This is a genomic window from Streptomyces sp. S07_1.15 (assembly GCF_020739505.1).
GTDB lineage: Bacteria > Actinomycetota > Actinomycetes > Streptomycetales > Streptomycetaceae > Streptomyces > Streptomyces xinghaiensis.
Genome location: NZ_JAJBZK010000001.1, coordinates 5,207,378 through 5,226,520 on the forward strand (window position 1 = coordinate 5,207,378; position 19,143 = coordinate 5,226,520).

The window sequence follows — 19,143 nt, forward strand, 5'->3', positions numbered from 1 at the left end:
CGGTACGGTGAGGGCCGGTTTGACCGGCGTGTCAAGGCCCCGTAATCTTGACCGTCGGCGTGTGTACGCCAACCCCTTGAGCACATCCCTCCCGGTCCGCCGGGGGAGGCCGCTCGTCCTTCCGGAAACCGCGGGTACGGATCCTTCGGGGATCCGGCTTCCGCGTGAGCGGCTGGCATCAGGGGTCCCGTTCGAGCAGAGAGTGAGATCCGCGTGTACGCCATCGTGCGCAGCGGTGGTCGCCAGCACAAGGTTGCTGTCGGCGACATCGTTGAGGTTGACAAGATTTCCACCGGCAAGGTCGGCGACACGGTCGAGCTCTCGACCCTGCTCGTGGTCGACGGCGACGCCGTCACCAGCGACCCGTGGGTCCTCGCGGGCATCAAGGTCCAGGGCGAGATCGTGGACCACCACAAGGGCGCCAAGATCGACATCCTGCGGTACAAGAACAAGACCGGTTACCGCCGGCGCCAGGGCCACCGCCAGCAGTACACGGCGCTGAAGATCACCGACATCCCCGCGGCTGCGAAGTAAGGGACTGAGAACACATGGCACACAAGAAGGGCGCATCGTCCACCCGGAACGGGCGCGACTCCAATGCCCAGCGGCTCGGCGTGAAGCGCTTCGGCGGTCAGGTCGTCAACGCCGGTGAGATCCTGGTCCGCCAGCGCGGCACCCACTTCCACCCGGGCAACGGCGTCGGCCGCGGCGGCGACGACACGCTGTTCGCCCTCGCCGCCGGTGCGGTGCAGTTCGGCACCAGCCGCGGCCGCAAGGTCGTGAACATCGTTCCGGTCGCCGAGTAATCAGCCCGGACGCGAAGACACAGCACCGAGGGCGGGCCGCCCTTCCCGTTGCGCAGCGCACGCTCGCGGCGGGAAGCCGGTCCGCCCTCGGCGCGTTGAACAGGCCGCACCCCCTCGGCCGGGCGGAAGGTCCCGTCCGCCGCGGGGGCGCGGCAGCAGGACCGGCAGTACCGCAGGACAACCCCGTCACCAGGCCGGAAGGCCGGTACGCACAGCAGGAGGCACCCGTATGACCACCTTCGTGGACCGCGTCGAACTGCATGTCGCCGCGGGTAACGGAGGCCACGGCTGCGCCTCCGTCCACCGTGAGAAGTTCAAGCCGCTCGGCGGCCCCGACGGGGGCAACGGCGGCCGGGGCGGCGATGTGACCCTGGTCGTCGACCAGTCCGTCACCACGCTTCTCGACTACCACCACAGCCCGCACCGCAAGGCCGGCAACGGCAAGCCGGGCGAGGGCGGCAACCGTTCCGGCAAGGACGGCCAGGATCTGGTGCTGCCGGTCCCGGACGGCACCGTCGTCCTCGACAAGCAGGGCCGGGTGCTCGCCGACCTCGTCGGCCAGGGCACCTCCTACGTCGCCGCGCAGGGCGGCCGCGGCGGTCTCGGCAACGCCGCGCTGGCCTCGGCCCGCCGCAAGGCGCCCGGCTTCGCGCTGCTCGGCGAGCCGGGGCACACCGGGGACATCGTCCTGGAGCTCAAGACCGTCGCCGATGTGGCGCTGGTCGGCTACCCGAGCGCCGGCAAGTCCTCGCTGATCTCGGTGCTCTCCGCCGCCAAGCCGAAGATCGCCGACTACCCCTTCACCACCCTGGTGCCCAACCTGGGCGTGGTGACGGCCGGTTCGACCGTCTACACCGTCGCGGACGTCCCCGGGCTGATCCCGGGCGCCAGCCAGGGCCGCGGGCTGGGCCTGGAGTTCCTGCGCCATGTCGAGCGCTGCTCGGTGCTGGTGCACGTCCTGGACACCGCCACCCTGGAGTCCGAACGGGACCCGCTCTCCGACCTCGACACCATCGAGGAGGAGCTGCGGAGCTACGGCGGCCTGGACGACCGGCCGCGGATCGTCGTCCTCAACAAGATCGACGTGCCGGACGGCAAGGATCTCGCCGAGATGGTCCGGCCCGATCTGGAGTCCCGCGGCTACCGGGTCTTCGAGGTGTCGGCCGTGGCCCACACCGGTCTGAAGGAGCTCTCCTTCGCGCTGGCCGAGATCGTGGCGAAGGCGCGTGCCGCCAAGCCCCGGCAGGAGGCGACCCGGATCGTCATCCGCCCGAAGGCCGTGGACGACGCGGGCTTCACCGTCACCCGGGAGGACGACGACCTGTACCGGGTGCGGGGCGAGAAGCCCGAACGCTGGGTGCGGCAGACGGACTTCAGCAACGACGAGGCCGTCGGCTATCTCGCGGACCGGCTCAACCGCCTCGGCGTGGAGGACGCGCTGGTCAAGGCGGGTGCCCGGGCGGGCGACGGCGTCGCGATCGGCCCGGAGGACGACGCGGTCGTCTTCGACTGGGAGCCGAGCATGGCCGCGGGCGCCGAGATGCTCGGCCGCCGCGGGGAGGACCACCGCCTGGAGGCGCCGCGCCCGGCCGCCGTACGCCGCCGGGACCGGGACGCGGAGCGGGACGAGGCCGACGCGGAGTACCGGGGGTTCGACCCCTTCTCCTGACCGGGCCGCCGGTTCTCCTGACCGGGCCGCCGGCCGGCGCCCGCCCGGGCGTCTCCGGCCCCTGCCGTCACACGGGCCCCGTCCGCCCCGCACACCGGGGGCGTGCGGGGCCCTCGCGCACCGGGAGGCATCCTGCCGCCGCCCGGCACGGCATAGGGTGGCGCCATGACGTGGTTGATCACAGGCGGTGCCGGATACATCGGCTCCCATGTAGTACAGGCACTGGCCGGCAGCGGTGAACGCGCCGTGGTGCTCGACGATCTGAGCACCGGGGAGGCCGCGCGGCTGCCCGCCGGGGTCCCCCTGGAGCGGGGCTCCGTCCTCGACCGCGGGCTGCTGGACCGTGTCCTGCGCGTGCACGGCGTGACGGGCGTCGTCCACATCGCCGCCAAGAAGCAGGTGGGCGAGTCGGTGGAGAAGCCGCTGCTCTACTACCGGGAGAACGTCGAAGGGCTGCGAACCGTCCTCCAGGCGGCCGCCGAGGCCGGGGTGAGCCGTTTCCTCTTCTCGTCCTCGGCCGCCGTCTACGGCATGCCGGAGACCGATCTCGTCACCGAGGCCACACCCTGCCTGCCGATGAGCCCGTACGGCGAGACCAAGCTCGCCGGCGAGTGGCTGGTGGCCGCGGCCGGGCGGGCGCACGGCATGGCGACGGTCTCCCTGCGCTACTTCAACGTGGCCGGCGCGGCCTCGCCCGAGCTGAGCGACGCGGGCGTCTTCAACCTCGTCCCCATGGTCTTCGAGCGGCTGTCCGAGGGCCGGCCGCCGCTCGTCTTCGGCGACGACTACCCCACGCCCGACGGCACCTGCGTCCGGGACTACATCCATGTCGGGGACGTGGCCGACGCGCATGTGGCGGCGGTGCGGCGGCTGGCCGCCGACCCGGAGACCTCCCTGGTGCTCAACATCGGCCGCGGTGAAGGGGTTTCGGTGACCGAGATGATCGAGATCATCGGCTCGGTCACCGGCCTGGACGCACGGCCCGAGGTACGGGAGCGGCGGCCCGGCGACCCTGCGCGGGTGGTCGCCTCGGCGGAGCTGATCGGCAAGGAGCTCGGCTGGTCGGCCCGGTACGGGGTGCGGGAGATGGTGGAGTCGGCCTGGGCCGGCTGGTGTGCCCGGCACCCGGAGACCGGCACGGGCTGAGCGCACCGGCGGCGGGCGCGGAAAGGGGCGGGGCCCGGAGGCTTTCCTCCGGGCCCCGCCCCTGTGCGGTGGTACGGCGCACGGGCTGCCGGTGCCGGTGCCGGTGCCGGTGCCGGTCAGACGTTGACCGAGTCGCTGCCCTCCGGAGCGTCGGCCGGGTCGGCCGTGCCCGCCGGCTCCCGGGTCCCGGTCGGCTCCAGCTCGATCTCCTCGGACGCCAGCTCGGCCGCCGTCTCCTCCGCGCCCTCGCGCTGCGTGGGCACGTCGGAGGACGCGCGGGCGGCCATCCGGGCGCGCCGTTCGTCGGCCTTCGCGCACAGGGCGACCACGGCCTCGTTGAAGCGGACCAGGGACGGCGGGTCCGACGGGCCGAGCAGATACGTCTTCAGCTCGGCACGGGCCGCCGCGAGGGTGTCCTTCTCCGGATTCCGCACGGCCTCCAGCAGCTCCGGGAGGCCGTCGGCGTCCGGACTGAGGATCGCCGCCGCCCGTACGGTCGGGTAGCCGGCCCGGAACTCCTTCTCGCTCAGCCCGCTGGTGTTGGCCACGGCGTAGGGCTTCTCGCTGGTCAGGTAGTCGGAGACCACGCTCGACACATCGCTGATCAGCAGATCGGCCTGGTTGAAGCAGGTGTAGATGGCGGGCCGGGGGCCGGTGATGATCTGGTGCTCCCACTCCGGGAAGGACGCCCAGTACGCGCGCTCCCAGGCGGCCGTCGCCGCCGTCACGGCCGCGGCGCGGTCGGTGTCGGGCGTCGACTGGATCATCATCCGCTCGGCCTCGTCGGCGTCGGGACGGAAGTGCGTGCTGGTCAGCCGGTCCAGTTCGACGGTACGGCGGCGCAGCTCGGCGGCGGCCTCCGGGCCCGGCCGCGGGCCGCCGCGGCGGGAGTTCGCGTCGGTGATCATCGCCTGGATGCGCTCGTTGGCACGGGCGGCGCGCGGGTCGACGGACCCGGTCATCGGATGGGGCTTGTAGAGGAGCCGCACGCCGGGGTCGGCCAGCAGCCGGCGGACGATGTTCTCACCGGCGAGGATCACCGAGGTGTTGCCCGGGTCGTTGGTCCAGCCCTCCCAGGTGGGGGCGTAGAGGACGGTGGTGAGGCCGTCGTCGGCCGGGGGCCCGCCGTACGGGCGGATCGGCGACAGCTGCGGGCGCCCGACCTCCACCACGTCCCGGTCGTCGACGCCGATGTCGGCGAGCTGGTAGCGCTCGCGGGCGGCCGGGCCGGCCACCCACACCTCGTCATACGCCTTGGCGTAGGGGTTGCAGCTGGAGAGCTTGTCGCTCTCGCCGTGGTTGATGAACGCGTGCTTGATCGAGGGGATGCGCAGGACCTGCGAGGTCTTACCGGAGTTGGCCGGGTGCAGCATCATCTTGAGCGTCGAGTGCTCCAGATGCATCAGATGCGCGACCTTGGGGATGCAGACGACCGGCACGTCCGTGGCGTCGATCTTCTGCACCATGAAGCGCTCGCGGAGCACGATGACCGGCTTCCCGTCGAGCTGCGGCAGCGTGGAGAGCCACATGTTGGCCTGGTAGGCCGAGGTGGTGCCGCCGGAGAAGTACATGCCGACCGTGGGCCGGTAGTCGGCGAGCCAGTGGTTCAGCCACTTCAGGACCTGCGCCTCGGTCGCCGAGCGCTTGGCCGGCAGCAGCCAGCCCGCGAGGTACAGGGTGCCGGCGATGGCGACGGCCAGCGCCAGGGAGAGCCCGATGCCGCCCCAGAGGGCGTCCCGGGTGACCACGGTGGCCAGCAGGCCGGCGGTGACCGGCACCGAGAAGGCCAGCAGCCGGTGGCCCGGGCGGCGGGAGAGGATGCGCGGCGGCGCGGGGGAGAGCCGCAGGGCCGAGGTGTCGATGTTCCGGGTGACGATCGGCAGCGTCCGGCTGCGGCGCACCAGCACCGCGGTGGCCTGGCACGCGAAGTGCGTCATGTAGAAGGCCAGCAGCCCGATGGTGAGCGGGGAGTGCTCCGCGATCGGGTTGATGTCCTCCATCCGGAGGAGCCCCAGCACGATCAGCATGTCCCGCAGCAGCTGCCGGACGGTGACGTCGAAGCGGACCTTGCTCAGCAGTGACAGCAGCCCCGGCTGCCGCAGCTGGAGATACAGGTCGAGGGCGAGCCCCCCTGCCGAGGCGATGATGAAGATCGGCACATGGGGCAGCAGGGCACCCGCGAGCTGGCCCGTATAGGCCGCGAACATCGCGAAGAGTGCTGAGAGCTGCACAGCACGGCGGGTGGCTGGTCCGGCAGAGGACACGAGCTGAGCTCCTGGCGGGGGGAGTGGACGGAGGGTGGCCGCACGGGTCCGTGCACACGCCGCGGGCTGAACGCGGGCTGCCACGGAGAACAACCACTGACCGTATGACGTGCGCCGCCCCTATGACAATTTCACGTGACGGGTGTCACCGGGGTGGCCGACGGCCTGATCCCCCATGACCGTTTCATAACGTTCCGGAGCCGACGGGCAGCCGGCCACGGAGCAGGAGCGGGTGCTGCGGGGTGCGTCCGGCGGCGGGACCGTCCCCACGCGGGCCGGCCGGCCGTCCCGCGAGGCGGACGGCCCGGCGGACGCCCGGTGACCTGGCGTAGATTCTCGGGGAGACAGCGGTTCGATCATCCGGCCGACCGGTCCGGCCCGGCCGGCCGCGGTGGGCCGGGCCGGTGAGAGAGAAGGAAGCAGCGCGGTGTCAGGGGCAGCGGGATCGGCAGCGGACCGGGACGACGTCACCTCGGCGCGGAGGATCGTGGTGAAGGTCGGCTCCTCCTCGCTGACGACCTCCGCGGGCGGACTCGACGCCGACCGCGTGGACGCCCTCGTCGACACCCTGGTCACCTCGCGCGGCAACGGCGCGAAGGAGATCGTGCTCGTCTCGTCCGGAGCCATCGCCGCCGGTCTCTCCCCGCTCGGCCTGCGCCGCCGGCCCCGCGACCTGGCCCGCCAGCAGGCGGCGGCCAGTGTCGGCCAGGGCCTGCTGATGGCCCGTTACACCGCCTCCTTCGCCCGCTACGGCATCCGCGTCGGCCAGGTGCTGCTCACCTCCGACGACACCAGCCGCCGGGCCCACTACCGCAACGCCTACCGCACCCTCGACCAGCTGCTGGCCATGGGTGCCCTCCCGGTCGTCAACGAGAACGACACGGTGGCCACGGACGAGATCCGCTTCGGCGACAACGACCGGCTCGCCGCCCTCGTCGCCCATCTCGTCCGCGCCGATCTGCTGCTGCTGCTCTCGGACGTCGACGCCCTCTACGACGGTGACCCCAGCACCCCGGGCACCAGCAGGATCGCCGAGGTCCGGGGGGCGAAGGACCTGGACGGGGTCTCCATCGGCAGCGCCGGCAAGGCCGGGGTCGGCACCGGCGGCATGGTCACCAAGGTCGAGGCGGCCCGGATCGCCGCCGCCGCGGGCATCCCCGTGGTGCTCACCTCCGCCAGCCGGGCGGCCGACGCGCTCGCCGCCCGCCCCGTCGGCACGTACTTCCACCGCACCGGGCGGCGCTCGGCCGGCCGGCTGCTGTGGCTCGCCCACGCCTCGACCCCGCTGGGCGCCCTGACTCTGGACGACGGAGCGGTACGGGCCGTGGTCGAACGGCACAGCTCCCTGCTGCCGGCCGGAATCGCCGCCGTGGAGGGCGACTTCAGCGCCGGGGACCCGGTCGAGCTCCGCGACACCGCCGGGACCCCCGTCGCCCGCGGGCTGGTCAGCTTTGACGCCAAGGAGATCCCGCGGCTCATCGGCCGCTCCACGCGCGACCTCGCGCGGGAGCTGGGGCCGGCGTACGAGCGGGAGGTCGTCCACCGCGACGACCTCGTCCTGCTCCGCTAGCGGGCGTCCCTCCGCCGCGGACCCTCCGCGGCGGAACGGCCGGACTCCGCTCTTTTCACCCGGGCCTTTTCCGGAAAACCCGCACGGCCGCCCGCGGACTGGTCAACTCTTGGTACGGACGCCGGGGCGGCGTCCCGGATGCCGCGCTCCGCGGAAGGGAGGCGGCCCGGCAGCAGCACACGGCCCGCCCGCGGGGACGCGGAGCGCCGCATCGGAACAGGAGGCCGCCGGTGAGACGAGGGCGCCTGGAGGCGCTGCGCCGGGTCACGGCGGAGCGGAGGGCTCCGGCCGGCACCGGCGGAGGCCGCGACCGCACCGCACGCCCGCCCGTCTCCGTCGTCCCGGCCGCGCCCGGTGCCGGGGCCGGACCGCGGGAGGACGGCCCGGGTGAGGGCGAGCGCGAGCCGTCCCGGCTGTGGCACATCACCCTCAGCGTCTCCGGTGCGCGGACCCCGCCGGCGGAGGTCCGCAGGGGACTGGAGCAGCTCGCCCACGACCACCCCTTCCTGCTGACCGGCCGCTACGCCGCCGACCACGCCGAGATCCGGTACTGGGAGGAGGCGCGGGACCTGCACGACGCGGCGGCGGTCGCCCTGCGGCTCTGGGGCGAGCACCGCTCGACGGCCGGGCTGCCGCCGTGGGAGATCGTCGGCCTGGAGGTGGTGGACCGGGAGACCTACCACCAGCGCGTCACCGAGGGCTACGGCCCGCCACCCGTCTCCCCGGTCGGCGTCCATCCGTTCTGACGCCGGGTCCGTCCGTTTCTGACGCCGGCGCCGCTCCGGTGGCGCGGACCAGCGGTCCGGGCGGGGCACGGCGCTCGGGGAGACGCGGCGGTCCGCCACCGGCCCCGTGTGCGGATGGTCCCCGGACCGGGGGACCCGGCCGTCTCGCGCTGCGGAATGCGCGGGGGAACGCGGGCCCGGCTCAGTACCCTGGGCCCCATGAGCGTCTTCCCTTCGCCCCTCGCCGATCCGATGCCGCAGTCCCCGGTCCTCCGGGCCGCCTACCGCGCCCGTGCCGCGGCCACCGAGATCGCCCCGCTGCCCCGGTCGGTCAAGGACGACGTGCTGCGGGCGATCGCCGACGCCCTGGAAGTGCGCACCAAGGAGATCGTCGAGGCCAACGCGGAGGACGTGGAGCGCGCCCGTGCCGCCGGCACCAGCGAGGCGATCGTCGACCGGCTCAGCCTGACCCCCGAGCGGATCCGCGCGATCGCCTCCGACGTCCGGGCCATGACGGCCCTTCCCGACCCGGTCGGCGAGGTCGTCCGCGGCTCGACGCTCCCCAACGGCCTCGACCTGCGCCAGGTGCGGGTCCCCCTCGGCGTGGTCGGCATCATCTACGAGGCCCGGCCGAACGTCACCGTGGACGCCGCCGCGCTCTGCCTGAAGTCGGGCAACGCGGTGCTGCTCCGCGGCTCCTCCTCCGCGTCCGCCTCGAACAAGGCCCTGGTCACCGTGGTGCGGGACGCCGTCGGCGGCGCCGGTCTGCCCGCCGACGCCGTGCAGCTCGTCCCCGGCGACAGCCGTGAGTCGGTGCGCGAGCTGATGCGCGCCCGGGGCATGGTCGACGTGCTGATCCCGCGCGGGGGCGCCTCGCTCATCCGGACGGTCGTCGAGGAGTCCACGGTGCCCGTCATCGAGACCGGCACGGGCAACTGCCACGTCTACATCGACGCCGAGACCGATCTCGACATGGCCGTGGAGATCCTCGTCAACTCCAAGGCGCAGCGGCCCAGCGTCTGCAACGCCGCCGAGACCGTCCTCGTCCACCAGGACATCGCCGAGGAGTTCCTGCCGCGGGCCCTGGCGGCGCTGGCGGAGGCCGGGGTCACCGTGCACGCCGACGAGCGGGTGCGGGAGATCGCCGGGCGTGCGGACACCGGGGCGACCGTGGTCGAGGCCACCACCGAGGACTGGGAGACCGAGTACCTCTCCTACGACATCGCCGCAGGGGTCGTGGACTCGCTGGACGCGGCCGTCGCCCACATCCGGCTCTGGTCCTCCGGCCACACCGAGGCGATCGTCACCACCTCGCAGGCCGCCGCCCGCCGGTTCACCCGGTTGGTGGACTCCACCACGGTCGCCGTCAACGCCTCCACCCGCTTCACCGACGGCGGCCAGTTCGGCTTCGGCGCGGAGATCGGCATCTCCACCCAGAAGCTGCACGCCCGCGGCCCCATGGGCCTGCCGGAGCTGACCTCCACCAAGTACATCGTCACCGGTGACGGCCATGTCCGGGGCGGCGGACGCCCGTCCTGCTGATCCCCGCGCGGGCCCGGCGCACCACCGGTGCGCCGGGCTGATTTTCAGCTCTCCCTGCCCAAACCGGCCGGGCCGGGGCTAACCTGGACGGGTGCCGGACGATGTGGGGGGCAGGCCGTTCCCGGACGGTGACGAGCCCGACAGCCACCACCACGGGGCAGCGGACGAGGAGTTCGCCACCGTGGTGTTCGACGAGGACTTCATCCGGTCGGCCCCGGTCCACGAACCCACCGCCGTCGAGCGGATGCTGGCCGCCGCCCAGGCGCGGGCGGAGGCCGAGGCGGCCCGCCGCTCCCGGCCCGGGGTCCCCACCACCGACGAGGAGCTGTACGAGCTCTACGGTGTCGGCCGCACGGAACGCGATGCGGGGGACCCCTGGTACGAGGCCGACGGCGGGGAGCACGACCCGCACGACCCCTATGGTCCCTACGGCGGCGCCCTGCGCCCCTACCGGGGACGGATCCGCTGGCACCGGCCGGTGGCCTGGGTGCTCGCCGTGGTGATGGGCGTCGGCATGGTGGCGCTCGCCTTCGCGGCGGTCTACCGCGGGGAGTCCGGCGCCCGGCAGGACCCCGCGCCGCCGCCCGCGACCACCGGGGTGGACGGCGACCGGATCGGCGGACTCGGCGGCCCGCCGGGCGGGCTGCCGCCCGTCTCCGCGGACACTCCGGAGCCCACCGCCCCGGCGGCCCGGCGCTGAGGGCGGGCCTCACCCGGGCGGCCCATCAGGCCGTCCGGAATTCGCTCCGGACCTCCGCGTTTACCAGGGGCCCTTCCGACCTACTCTGTTGGTATGGCCGGTCCTGGAGACCCACCTGAGGGGACACCCGAGGGCGTCCCGGGCGGTGGCGACGACGACTACCGATCCGTCGTCTTCGACGAATCGTTCGTCCGCGCTGCCCGGCTTCAGGAGTTCTCCGCGCGGGAACGGCTCGCCGACCGCGCTCCGGCGGTCCGCGACCGCAGCCCATGGGACCGCCGCCGGGGGCACCGGCAGGTGATCCTGCTGGTCGTCCTGATCACCCTGGCCTTCTCCACGGCCGTCTATCTCGGGGTGCGCAGCCCCTATCCGGCGGCGACGGAGCACGATCCCGATCCCCTGCGCAGCGCGGTCCTCCCGCTGGCCCCGCGCGGCAGTGTGCCCGGGGCGGCACCGGACACGCTGTTCGAGAACAGCCCGGCGGCGGGCTTCAAGGTGGGCGCCGACGGCGTTTCGCTGCCCGTGGCCCGGCGCACCGGGAGCTTCACCGACAGTCAGGTGCTCGCCGCGCTGGACGCGGCCAAGGAGTACATCGTCCGGTCCTCCCTCGATCCGGAGGTGCTCACCGGTGGCACGGTACGCCCGGTGCGGCTGCTGGTGGACCCCCTGCAGCAGGAGCAGTTCGACCGCAGCATGGACGATCCGGCCGACGACGGGCGGCACACCGCATCCGGATGGCTGGTCCGCTTCGACCCCGCGGAGGTGGCGCTGGCCGACCCGGGGGTACGGGTACGGGGCAGCCTCGCCGTCACCGAGGCCGGCCCGGACCAGCTGCAGGTCACCGGCGACCACACCTTCGTCTACGCGCTCCGCCCGGCGGACACCGGGCGGGCGGGGGAGAGCGGCGGGGACGAGCGCGCCTCCCTCTTCACCGTGCGCCGCGAGACGCGCTTCCGTTTCGACCGCGGTGATCTGCGCGACCACCGGATCGAGGTGGTGCAGAGCCAGGTGCACGCGGGCCCGATGAGCTGCTCCGCGGACACGGCCCGCTATCTGCGGCCGCTGCTCGCCGGGGAGCGCGCGGACAAGGGCGGCCCGGCCGAGACCGACCCGTTCGCCCCGGGCCGGTCCACCTCCGCGGTCTGCGGCGTCCTCGCGGACGAGGCCCAGCCGGACCTCCCCCGCGGATCCCGCTAGCTGCTTCCGGAGGGCGTGGAACCGCTGCCGCCGGCACCGCCCGCACCGCTGCCGCCGCCCGTGCCGCCGCCGTTCGCCGCGCCGGTGAACTTCTCCCGCAGCCTGCCGCCCAGGTCGCCCGCGCCCCCCGCGATGTCCCGCACCAGGCCCATGAGCGGGTCCTTGCTGGTGCGCACCGTGTCGGCGTAGTGGCTCGCGGACTCCTTGATGGAGTCGGTCACCGAGGTGTCCTTGTCCTCGTCCCGGCGCGGGTAGTGGCCGTCCATGAGCCGCTGGTAGTCACGGCTCGCCGCCCACTTCTTCAGCTCTGCGGCGCGGACCGTGGTGAAGGGGTGGCTGCGCGGCAGCACGTTCATGATCTTCAGCACGGAGTCCCGCAGATCACCGCCGGCCTCGTACTCCTCGGCCTGGGCGAGGAAGGCCTCCACGTTCATCTCGTGCAGATGGTTGCCGCCGGCTATCTTCATCAGGCCGCGCATCGACGCCTCCAGGTCCTGCCCGACGAGCAGCCCGGCCCGGTCCGCCGACAGCTCCGACTTGCGGAACCACTCGCGCAGCGCCGTCACGATCGCCATGATCGCCACATTGCCCAGCGGGATCCAGGCGACCTTGAGGGCGAGCCCGGTGAGGAAGAGCAGGATGGTCCGGTAGACGGAGTGCCCGGACAGCGCGTGGCCCACCTCGTGGCCGACGACCGCCCGCATCTCCTCCTCGTCCAGCAGTTCGACGAGGCCCGTGCTCACCACGATGATCGGCTCGTCGAGGCCGATACACATGGCGTTGGGCTGCGGGTTCTGCTGCACGTACATCGCCGGGACCTTCTCCAGATCCAGGATGTCGCAGGCGTCCAGCAGCATGGTGTGCAGATGCGCGAACTGCTGGTCGCTCACCCGCACCGAATCGGACAGGAAGAGCAGGCGCAGCGACCGCTCCGGCAGCAGCCCGCTGAGCGCCTTGAAGACGGTGTCGAAACCGCTCAGCTTGCGGAGCGCGACCAGCGCGGACCGGTCGGCGGGATGCTCGTAGGCACGCGAGGAGATTCCCGGGAACCGCCTGCGGTTGCGGTCCGGCACGCGCTCATGGCTTGCTTCGGTCATCATGACCCCCCTTGTCGGCCCGGATGGGCCTCGTCCCGCTTGCGGCCCCACCCTAGTTCGCGGCGGTGACAGCGGGACGAGGCCGGTCGGACTCCTAGGACGCAAGGAGTCGGCGTGAGGTTGCGCCGGGGCCCCGCTTACGATGAGGGCGCTACCCAAGCGTCCCTGCCCGACGAACACCTGGATAGGTCTGCGAGATGAGTCTTCCCAGCTCCGCCCACTCCCTGATCGTGCTCGCCGCCGAGGGCGGTGAACACGGCGGGAACCACGAGAGCCTCAACCCGTATCTCACCGGTGGGGGCGCGCTGTTCGCGCTGCTCCTGCTGCTCTGGATCACCACGCGGCTCAACCGCGACCGCTGAGGGCCGGGACGCTGCCCCGGACCGGGAAGTAGGCTCTGCACGCATGGGAGAGCAGGACATGCCTGTGACCGGTCCGGTGAAGCGCCGGCTGGGTGTGATGGGCGGGACGTTCGATCCGGTCCACCACGGCCACCTCGTCGCCGCCAGCGAGGTCGCCGCCAAGTACCACCTGGACGAGGTGGTGTTCGTACCGACCGGGCAGCCGTGGCAGAAGAGCCACCGGAACGTCTCCCCGGCCGAGGACCGCTATCTGATGACGGTCATCGCCACGGCGTCCAACCCGCAGTTCTCGGTCAGCCGGATCGACATCGACCGCGGCGGCCGGACCTACACCATCGACACCCTGCGGGACCTGCGCGACCGGAATCCCGAGGCGGACCTGTTCTTCATCACCGGAGCGGACGCCCTCTCCCAGATCCTGGGCTGGCGCGACGCCCCCGAGCTGTTCTCCCTGGCGCACTTCATCGGCGTCACCCGGCCGGGACACGTGCTCTCCGACCCCGGGCTGCCGGACGGCGGCGTCTCGCTCATCGAGGTGCCGGCGCTCGCCATCTCGTCGACGGACTGCCGGGCGAGGGTGGCGGCGGGTGAACCCGTCTGGTATCTGGTGCCGGACGGGGTGGTGCGCTACATCGACAAGCGCGGGCTGTACCGGGACGCCGGTTGAGCGATCCGGTCCGGCAAGGGAAGGGGCACTGGTGAACGACGCACACTCCGGGCGGTACGGGAGGCCCGAGGACGGCCGGGACCCCTATGTCTACGACCCGTACACCCAGCAGTACTACGACCCCTCCCAGGGCGGCGGCGACCCGGCGCAGGCCGGACAGGCGCGCCGCCCGGACCAGCCGGACCAGCCGGACCAGCCGTACCCGTACGGCGCCCCCTACGGCGAGCAGGGCCCCTACGACCCGTACGGCTACCAGCAGCCCCAGCCCCCGCAGCCGCAGCAGTACGACGCCTACGGCCGCCCCCACCAGCCGTACACGGACCCGCAGCAGCAGGGCTACGGCTACGACCCCGCCGCCTACGGCGCGACGGCGCCCGGCACCACCGGGCAGCAGCAACAGCCCGGGCAGCAGACACAGCCGGGGACGTACGAGAACCGGCGCCCGTACGCGGCGCAGCAGGCCGGGGAGGACTGGGTCCCCCGGCAGCAGACCCGTACCGCGGAGTCCGCGGACGGGCCGGCGCCCCGGCCCGCGCCCGGCGGCGGGCGGGGGGACGGCGCGGGCGAGGGGGGAGACCCCGCCGGCTACCGCACCGAGCAGTTCTCCTTCATCGAGGAGCCCGACGAGGACGCCGAGGACGTCATCGACTGGCTGAAATTCGCGGAGACCCGCACCGAGCGGCGTGACGAGCGCAAGCGCAAGGGCCGCAACCGCTTGGTCGCCCTGGTCGTGGTCCTCGTCCTCGCCCTGGCCGGCGGCGCGGGCTACCTCTGGTACGCGGGCAAGCTGCCCGGACTGTCCGGTTCCGGGGAGGGAACGCAGGCGGCCGGCGGTCCCCAGAAGCGCGACGTGATCATCGTGCATCTGCGGCACACCAAGGACGGCGGCAGCTCCACCGCGCTCCTCGTCGACAACGAGACCACCGGCAAGGGCACCACCCTGCTGCTGCCGAACGCCCTCGCGGTCTCCTCCGAGGGCGGTGGTTCCACGACCCTCGGCAGCTCCGTCGAGGAGGACGGCAACGGCCCCACCCGCGACGCCCTGAACACACTGCTCGGCTCCGAGATCCAGCACAGCTGGCGGCTCGACACCCCGTACCTGGAGAATCTCGTCGAACTGGTGGGCGGGATCACCGTCGACACCGACGCCGACGTCCCGGGCGCGAAGAAGGGTGACGAGCCGCTCGCGCGGAAGGGGAAGGACGTGAGCCTCGGCGGCCAGGCGGCCGTCGGCTACGCCACCCTGCTGCGCAAGGGCGAGGCCCAGACCGACCAGCTCCAGCGTTTCGGCCAGGTCATGCGGGCCGTGCTGCGGAAGATGCCCGGCGAGGCGGAGATGGCCACCGAGACCGTCCGCTCCCTCAACCAGATCGCCGACCCCTCGCTCACCGAGGCACAGCTCGGCGCCTCCCTGGCCGAGCTGGGGGAGCAGGCGAAGGGCGGCGAGTACGCCACCGAACTGCTGCCCGTGCGCCCCGACGGCACGCTCGCCCCGGAGACCGCCGAGACCGTGGTCAAGGACGTGCTCGGCGGCAAGGTCACCAACGCCGACCCGGACGCCGCACCGAGGATCAGCGTCCGCAACGCCACCGGAGACGACAGCGCCGCCGAGAAGGCGCGGGTCGCCCTGGTCAACGGCGGCTACACCGTCGTGAACGGCGGCAGTGCCGACGCGGCGCAGCAGCTCTCCCAGGTGACGTACACCGACGCCGGCCAGGCGGCGAAGGCCGAGGAGATCGCCGTCACCCTGGGCCTGCCGGAGAGCGCGGTGAAGAAGGGCAAGGGGGCGGCGAACGCCGATGTGACGGTCGTCCTGGGGCAGGACTACGAGGCCGGGCAGGACTCCCCGTAGCGGCAGGCCCCGGAGCGGGCACCGCCCGGGCCGAGCCCGGGCCGCGGTCCCGGCGGGCGGAGCCGTACGGCACTGTCCGCCGGGCGTGCGATCCTGGATACCGGTCGTGGCGCCCCCCGGGGCACCGCGGCCGGTCCTCCGTTCCTCGACCGAAAGCCTGCCTGTGACCGCCACGGACCGCTCCATCGAGCTGATCAACGCCGCCGCCCAGGCGGCCGCCGACAAGCTCGCGCACGACATCATCGCGTACGACGTCAGCGACGTGCTGTCGATCACCGACGCCTTCCTGCTCGCCTCGGCTCCCAACGACCGCCAGGTCAAGGCGGTCGTCGACGAGATCGAGGAGCGGCTGAACAAGGAACTGGGCGTCAAGCCCGTGCGCCGCGAGGGCGACCGGGAGGCCCGCTGGGTGCTGCTCGACTACGTCGACATCGTCGTGCACGTCCAGCACAGCGAGGAGCGCGTGTTCTACGCGCTGGAGCGGCTCTGGAAGGACTGCCCGGAGCTGGACCTGCCCGCCGACGCCGCCGCCACCCGGGGCCGGTCCGAGGAGTACGCGAAGAGCGCGGCCGACGGGGCCGGGCAGGACGGTGAGCTGAACTGAACGGCAGCAGCAACGGCCGCAACCGCCGCATCGTGCTCTGGCGGCACGGCCAGACGGCCTGGAACGTGGAGCGCCGCTTCCAGGGGACGACCGACATCGAGCTGACCGGCACCGGCGTCGCCCAGGCCCGCCGCGCCGCCCGGCTGCTGACGGCCCTGGAACCGCAGGCGATCGTGGCCTCCGACCTCCGGCGCGCCGCCGACACGGCCGCCGAGCTGGCCGTCCTGTGCGGCCTGGCGGTCACCCACGACGCGGGCCTGCGGGAGACCTTCGCCGGCAGCTGGCAGGGACTGACCCACGAGGAGATCGTCGGGCGCTACGGCGAGCAGTACGCCCGCTGGAAGCGCGGCGAGGCGGTGCGCCGCGGCGGGGGCGAGCTGGAGACCGAGGTGGCCGACCGGGCGGCGCCCGTGGTCATGAGCCACGCCGACAAGCTCTCCGACGGCGGCACGCTCGTCGTCGTCAGCCACGGCGGCACGATCCGGACGACCATCGGCCGGCTGCTCGGCCTGGACGCCCACCACTGGGAGGCGCTCGGCGGCCTCTCCAACTGCTGCTGGTCCGTGCTGAGCGAAGGGGTGCGCGGCTGGCGGCTCACCGAGCACAACGCCGGAACGCTGCCCGAGCCGGTGCTCGGCGACGACACCTGACGGACCGGCCGGCGGGGCCCGGAGCGGCGCCGCGGGCCCGGCCTCGGCCGCACACCGGGCACCCCGGGGGCGGATTTCTCATTCCGGCTGGTCACCGGTTAAGCTTCTGCTCGTTCACAGCGCGGCGGTGGAAACCCGGCCGGTGCGCGGCGAGCACGGGGCTATAGCTCAGTTGGTAGAGCGCCTGCATGGCATGCAGGAGGTCAGGAGTTCAATTCTCCTTAGCTCCACCCCCTGCGATCCCGTCTCCCCTCCGGGGAGGCGGGATCGTCGCGTTGCGGGAGGAACCGGAACGACAGCGACCGCGGGCGGACGACTCCGGTGACGTGGACGCTGACCGGGCCGGTGCTCCCATGGCAGAATCGGACGTCGGAAGGGGAGGGAGTCAGATGCCGACGAGCACGATCGAGGCGCCGGCCCGTCCTCTCGGCAGCACCGTGCCCCTTCTCCACTGCCCCTCCTGCGGATCGGCCCTGGTCGCCCAGGTGCTCGGGGACAACGGCGGAGTCTCCTACGTCTGCACGGCCTGTGGCCACAGCTGGAGTGACTGAATGGGTGCCCACAGCCGGAAGTGCGACTGGTGCGGCAGCGGTACGCCCGTCGTCCGCGACATGGAACCGCTCGACTCCGACTACCAGTACTGGTGCGAGGAGTGCGCGCGGGCCCTGATCATCGTCGGCGATCCGATCGAGACCTACCGCGAGCTCGACGGCGAGCCGATCTACGGCCGTCTGCTCGACGAGTACTGCACGCTGAAACGCTTCTACTCCTTCGCCACGGCCTGACGCCTCCCGGCCCCGGCGCCCGCCCCCGTCACCGCGCCGGCCCCCGCCCCGGCCGCCGGTTCCGCCCCGGCCCTCGCCCCGGCCACCGTCGCGGCCCGGCTCCGCAGCGCCCGTACGGCGACGACCGCGGTGAGGCCGAGGAACGCCGCGCCGCACAGCGGATACCCGGCCGAGAGCAGCATCTGCGCGCCGTTCTGGCGCAGTTCCGCCCGCGCGCCCGGCGTGTGCGGCACCCACCACAGGGCGTACGAGCAGAAGAGCAGCGCGGAGGCGGCGGTGGCCGCGCGCCACACGCGCCGCCCGGAACGGTGCAGCGTCTCCGAACCCAGCAGCACCAGCAGGGGTATGCACCACACCCAGTGGTGCGACCAGGAGACCGGGCTCACCAGCAGAGCGGTCATGGCGCAGGCCACGGCGGCCCAGGCGTCCAGCCCCGCCAGCAGCGCGGCCGCCCCGGCGGCCAGCCCGGCGACGGCCACCACCGCGGCCGCCCCGGCCCACCACAGCCCGGGATCGGGGGTGTGCAGCAGCCGGGCGAGCACCCCGCGCAGCGACTGGTTGGAGGTCTGCTCGACGAGGCCGGGACGGTCCGTGTTGAACATCACCTCGGTCCAGAAGCGGCGCGAGTCGCGCGGCAGCGCCACCGCGGCCAGCAGGACGGTCCCGAGGAACGCGGCGCACGCCGTCAGCGCCTGCCGCAGCAGCGGGTTCCAGAAGCCGGTCCGGCCTGTACCGCCCGTTCCGCCTGGCCGGCCTGCGAGGCCGGCGCGACCCGTCCGGTCCGGCCGGCCCGTTCGCCGTCCGCGCAGCCGCTGCCATCCCCGGACGGTGCCCGCCACGGCCAGCAGGACCGCGAAGAGCGCCGGCGTCAGCTTGAGCCCCGCGGCTATCCCGATGCCGAGACCGGCCCAGCGGTAGCCGGCGTCCCCGGGGCGCCGGGAGAGGTCCCACACCACCAGCACCGCCAGCAGCAGGTTTATCTGGCCGTAGCGCAGCGTCGTCCAGACCGGTTCGGACCAGACCGCCGCGGAGGCCAGAGCGAGTGCCACCGCCGGGCGGGGCCACCACAGGGGGCGGCCCACCAGCCGCAGCGTGAGATGGACGAGCACCACCAGCAGCGCCAGGTTCCCCGCGGTCGCCAGCGCCCGCATCTCCTCCACCCCGAGCAGGGTGAGCGGCATGAACAGCAGCGCCGCGAACGGCGGGTACGTGTTCGGCAGCCGCGACTCGGTGGCGCGCATCGCGTACAGATCCGCCCCGGCGCGCGCGGCCCAGCCCTCGGCCCGGTAGACCATGAGGTCGATCATCGTGACGTTCGCCAGGCGCTGGGCGCACCAGAAGAGCGCGAAGGAGAGAAGGCAGCACGCCAGGGTGGTGAGCAGCGGCCGCCCCCGGATCAGTTCACGCGTCGCCGGGGGAAGGGAGGGGGCGAGGGCCTTGTCGGCCGACTCCGTAGCGGTCACGCTGCGGGGCTCCAGTCGGGTTCGGGGGACGGACCCGGCCGTGC

Annotated in this window: 19 protein-coding genes and 1 tRNA gene; 17 read left to right on the forward strand and 3 right to left on the reverse strand. The window is 73.2% G+C overall.

Annotation, left to right across the window (positions count from 1 at the left end; all coding sequences use genetic code 11):
• The first annotated feature begins 213 nt into the window (after positions 1 to 213).
• From rplU to galE, 4 genes are all read left to right on the forward strand, one after another.
• Positions 214 to 534: a 50S ribosomal protein L21 gene (rplU, locus tag LIX60_RS22270; RefSeq protein WP_019709073.1), complete on the forward strand. Its 321-nt coding sequence runs from the start codon at positions 214 to 216 to the stop codon at positions 532 to 534.
• A 14-nt stretch (positions 535 to 548) separates the two neighbouring features.
• Positions 549 to 806, forward strand: a complete 258-nt coding sequence (gene rpmA / locus LIX60_RS22275) for a 50S ribosomal protein L27 (protein ID WP_019709074.1) — start codon at positions 549 to 551, stop codon at positions 804 to 806.
• Positions 807 to 1,035: 229 nt separating this feature from the next.
• Positions 1,036 to 2,475 carry a GTPase ObgE gene (obgE, locus tag LIX60_RS22280; RefSeq protein WP_227960066.1) on the forward strand — a complete coding sequence of 480 codons (1,440 nt, stop codon included), beginning with the start codon at positions 1,036 to 1,038 and terminating at the stop codon, positions 2,473 to 2,475.
• Positions 2,476 to 2,640: 165 nt separating this feature from the next.
• The gene (galE, locus tag LIX60_RS22285) at positions 2,641 to 3,621 is read left to right on the forward strand and encodes a UDP-glucose 4-epimerase GalE (protein WP_227960067.1); all 981 of its coding nucleotides are present in this window, start codon (positions 2,641 to 2,643) and stop codon (positions 3,619 to 3,621) included.
• A gap of 116 nt (positions 3,622 to 3,737) precedes the next feature.
• Here galE and LIX60_RS22290 read toward each other — a convergent pair whose 3' ends face one another.
• Positions 3,738 to 5,885: a hypothetical protein gene (locus LIX60_RS22290; protein ID WP_227960068.1), complete on the reverse strand. Its 2,148-nt coding sequence runs from the start codon at positions 5,883 to 5,885 to the stop codon at positions 3,738 to 3,740.
• A 427-nt stretch (positions 5,886 to 6,312) separates the two neighbouring features.
• Between LIX60_RS22290 and proB the strand changes: the two genes are divergently transcribed.
• From proB to LIX60_RS22315, 5 genes are all read left to right on the forward strand, one after another.
• Complete coding sequence (gene proB / locus LIX60_RS22295) at positions 6,313 to 7,455, forward strand: glutamate 5-kinase (protein ID WP_078648949.1); 1,143 nt, start codon at positions 6,313 to 6,315, stop codon at positions 7,453 to 7,455.
• Positions 7,456 to 7,685: 230 nt separating this feature from the next.
• Complete coding sequence (locus LIX60_RS22300; protein ID WP_227960069.1) at positions 7,686 to 8,201, forward strand: hypothetical protein; 516 nt, start codon at positions 7,686 to 7,688, stop codon at positions 8,199 to 8,201.
• A gap of 198 nt (positions 8,202 to 8,399) precedes the next feature.
• The gene (locus LIX60_RS22305; RefSeq protein WP_185831067.1) at positions 8,400 to 9,722 is read left to right on the forward strand and encodes a glutamate-5-semialdehyde dehydrogenase; all 1,323 of its coding nucleotides are present in this window, start codon (positions 8,400 to 8,402) and stop codon (positions 9,720 to 9,722) included.
• 91 nt (positions 9,723 to 9,813) lie between these two features.
• A complete protein-coding gene (locus tag LIX60_RS22310) occupies positions 9,814 to 10,422 on the forward strand; it encodes a hypothetical protein (protein WP_227960070.1) in 609 nt (202 codons plus the stop codon).
• A 93-nt stretch (positions 10,423 to 10,515) separates the two neighbouring features.
• Positions 10,516 to 11,619, forward strand: coding sequence for a hypothetical protein (locus tag LIX60_RS22315; RefSeq protein ID WP_227960071.1), 1,104 nt, complete (start codon positions 10,516 to 10,518; stop codon positions 11,617 to 11,619).
• On the opposite strand, the gene LIX60_RS22320 is transcribed toward LIX60_RS22315, so the two are convergent.
• Positions 11,616 to 12,716: a M48 family metallopeptidase gene (locus tag LIX60_RS22320; RefSeq protein WP_227962868.1), complete on the reverse strand. Its 1,101-nt coding sequence runs from the start codon at positions 12,714 to 12,716 to the stop codon at positions 11,616 to 11,618. The two genes, LIX60_RS22315 and LIX60_RS22320, sit on opposite strands and share 4 nt — an antisense overlap.
• Positions 12,717 to 12,913: 197 nt before the next feature.
• Between LIX60_RS22320 and LIX60_RS22325 the strand changes: the two genes are divergently transcribed.
• The 8 genes from LIX60_RS22325 (at position 12,914) to LIX60_RS22360 (ending at position 17,636) form a co-directional block, all read left to right on the forward strand.
• Positions 12,914 to 13,078, forward strand: a complete 165-nt coding sequence (locus tag LIX60_RS22325) for a hypothetical protein (protein ID WP_019709084.1) — start codon at positions 12,914 to 12,916, stop codon at positions 13,076 to 13,078.
• A gap of 43 nt (positions 13,079 to 13,121) precedes the next feature.
• A complete protein-coding gene (gene nadD, locus LIX60_RS22330) occupies positions 13,122 to 13,745 on the forward strand; it encodes a nicotinate-nucleotide adenylyltransferase (protein ID WP_227960072.1) in 624 nt (207 codons plus the stop codon).
• A 31-nt stretch (positions 13,746 to 13,776) separates the two neighbouring features.
• Positions 13,777 to 15,597 carry an LCP family protein gene (locus tag LIX60_RS22335; protein WP_227960073.1) on the forward strand — a complete coding sequence of 607 codons (1,821 nt, stop codon included), beginning with the start codon at positions 13,777 to 13,779 and terminating at the stop codon, positions 15,595 to 15,597.
• 163 nt (positions 15,598 to 15,760) lie between these two features.
• Entirely contained in the window at positions 15,761 to 16,201 is a 441-nt protein-coding gene (gene rsfS, locus LIX60_RS22340) for a ribosome silencing factor (protein WP_227960074.1), read from the forward strand.
• On the forward strand, positions 16,198 to 16,851 hold the full coding sequence (locus tag LIX60_RS22345) for a histidine phosphatase family protein (RefSeq protein WP_227962869.1): 654 nt from the start codon (positions 16,198 to 16,200) through the stop codon (positions 16,849 to 16,851). Before rsfS ends, LIX60_RS22345 begins: the two co-directional genes overlap by 4 nt.
• A gap of 157 nt (positions 16,852 to 17,008) precedes the next feature.
• Positions 17,009 to 17,081 (forward strand) — tRNA-Ala (locus tag LIX60_RS22350).
• Between the two features lie 159 nt (positions 17,082 to 17,240).
• Positions 17,241 to 17,402 carry a hypothetical protein gene (locus LIX60_RS22355; protein ID WP_167466102.1) on the forward strand — a complete coding sequence of 54 codons (162 nt, stop codon included), beginning with the start codon at positions 17,241 to 17,243 and terminating at the stop codon, positions 17,400 to 17,402.
• On the forward strand, positions 17,403 to 17,636 hold the full coding sequence (locus LIX60_RS22360; RefSeq protein ID WP_019706682.1) for a hypothetical protein: 234 nt from the start codon (positions 17,403 to 17,405) through the stop codon (positions 17,634 to 17,636). It begins immediately after the preceding gene.
• On the opposite strand, the gene LIX60_RS22365 is transcribed toward LIX60_RS22360, so the two are convergent.
• Positions 17,615 to 19,036 (reverse strand): glycosyltransferase 87 family protein, encoded by a 1,422-nt coding sequence (locus tag LIX60_RS22365; protein ID WP_227962870.1) that lies wholly within the window; start codon positions 19,034 to 19,036, stop codon positions 17,615 to 17,617. The two genes, LIX60_RS22360 and LIX60_RS22365, sit on opposite strands and share 22 nt — an antisense overlap.
• Positions 19,037 to 19,143 lie beyond the last annotated feature (107 nt).

What these genes read in the sequence shown, in the direction of transcription:
- rpmA (WP_019709074.1), top strand. Translation starts at nt 549, where the DNA reads ATGGCACACAAGAAGGGCGCATCGTCCACCCGGAACGGGCGCGACTCC.
- obgE (WP_227960066.1), top strand. Translation starts at nt 1,036, where the DNA reads ATGACCACCTTCGTGGACCGCGTCGAACTGCATGTCGCCGCGGGTAAC.
- galE (WP_227960067.1), top strand. Translation starts at nt 2,641, where the DNA reads ATGACGTGGTTGATCACAGGCGGTGCCGGATACATCGGCTCCCATGTA.
- LIX60_RS22305 (WP_185831067.1), top strand. Translation starts at nt 8,400, where the DNA reads ATGAGCGTCTTCCCTTCGCCCCTCGCCGATCCGATGCCGCAGTCCCCG.
- LIX60_RS22315 (WP_227960071.1), top strand. Translation starts at nt 10,516, where the DNA reads ATGGCCGGTCCTGGAGACCCACCTGAGGGGACACCCGAGGGCGTCCCG.
- LIX60_RS22320 (WP_227962868.1), bottom strand. Translation starts at nt 12,716, where the DNA reads ATGACCGAAGCAAGCCATGAGCGCGTGCCGGACCGCAACCGCAGGCGG.
- LIX60_RS22325 (WP_019709084.1), top strand. Translation starts at nt 12,914, where the DNA reads ATGAGTCTTCCCAGCTCCGCCCACTCCCTGATCGTGCTCGCCGCCGAG.
- nadD (WP_227960072.1), top strand. Translation starts at nt 13,122, where the DNA reads ATGGGAGAGCAGGACATGCCTGTGACCGGTCCGGTGAAGCGCCGGCTG.
- LIX60_RS22355 (WP_167466102.1), top strand. Translation starts at nt 17,241, where the DNA reads ATGCCGACGAGCACGATCGAGGCGCCGGCCCGTCCTCTCGGCAGCACC.
- LIX60_RS22360 (WP_019706682.1), top strand. Translation starts at nt 17,403, where the DNA reads ATGGGTGCCCACAGCCGGAAGTGCGACTGGTGCGGCAGCGGTACGCCC.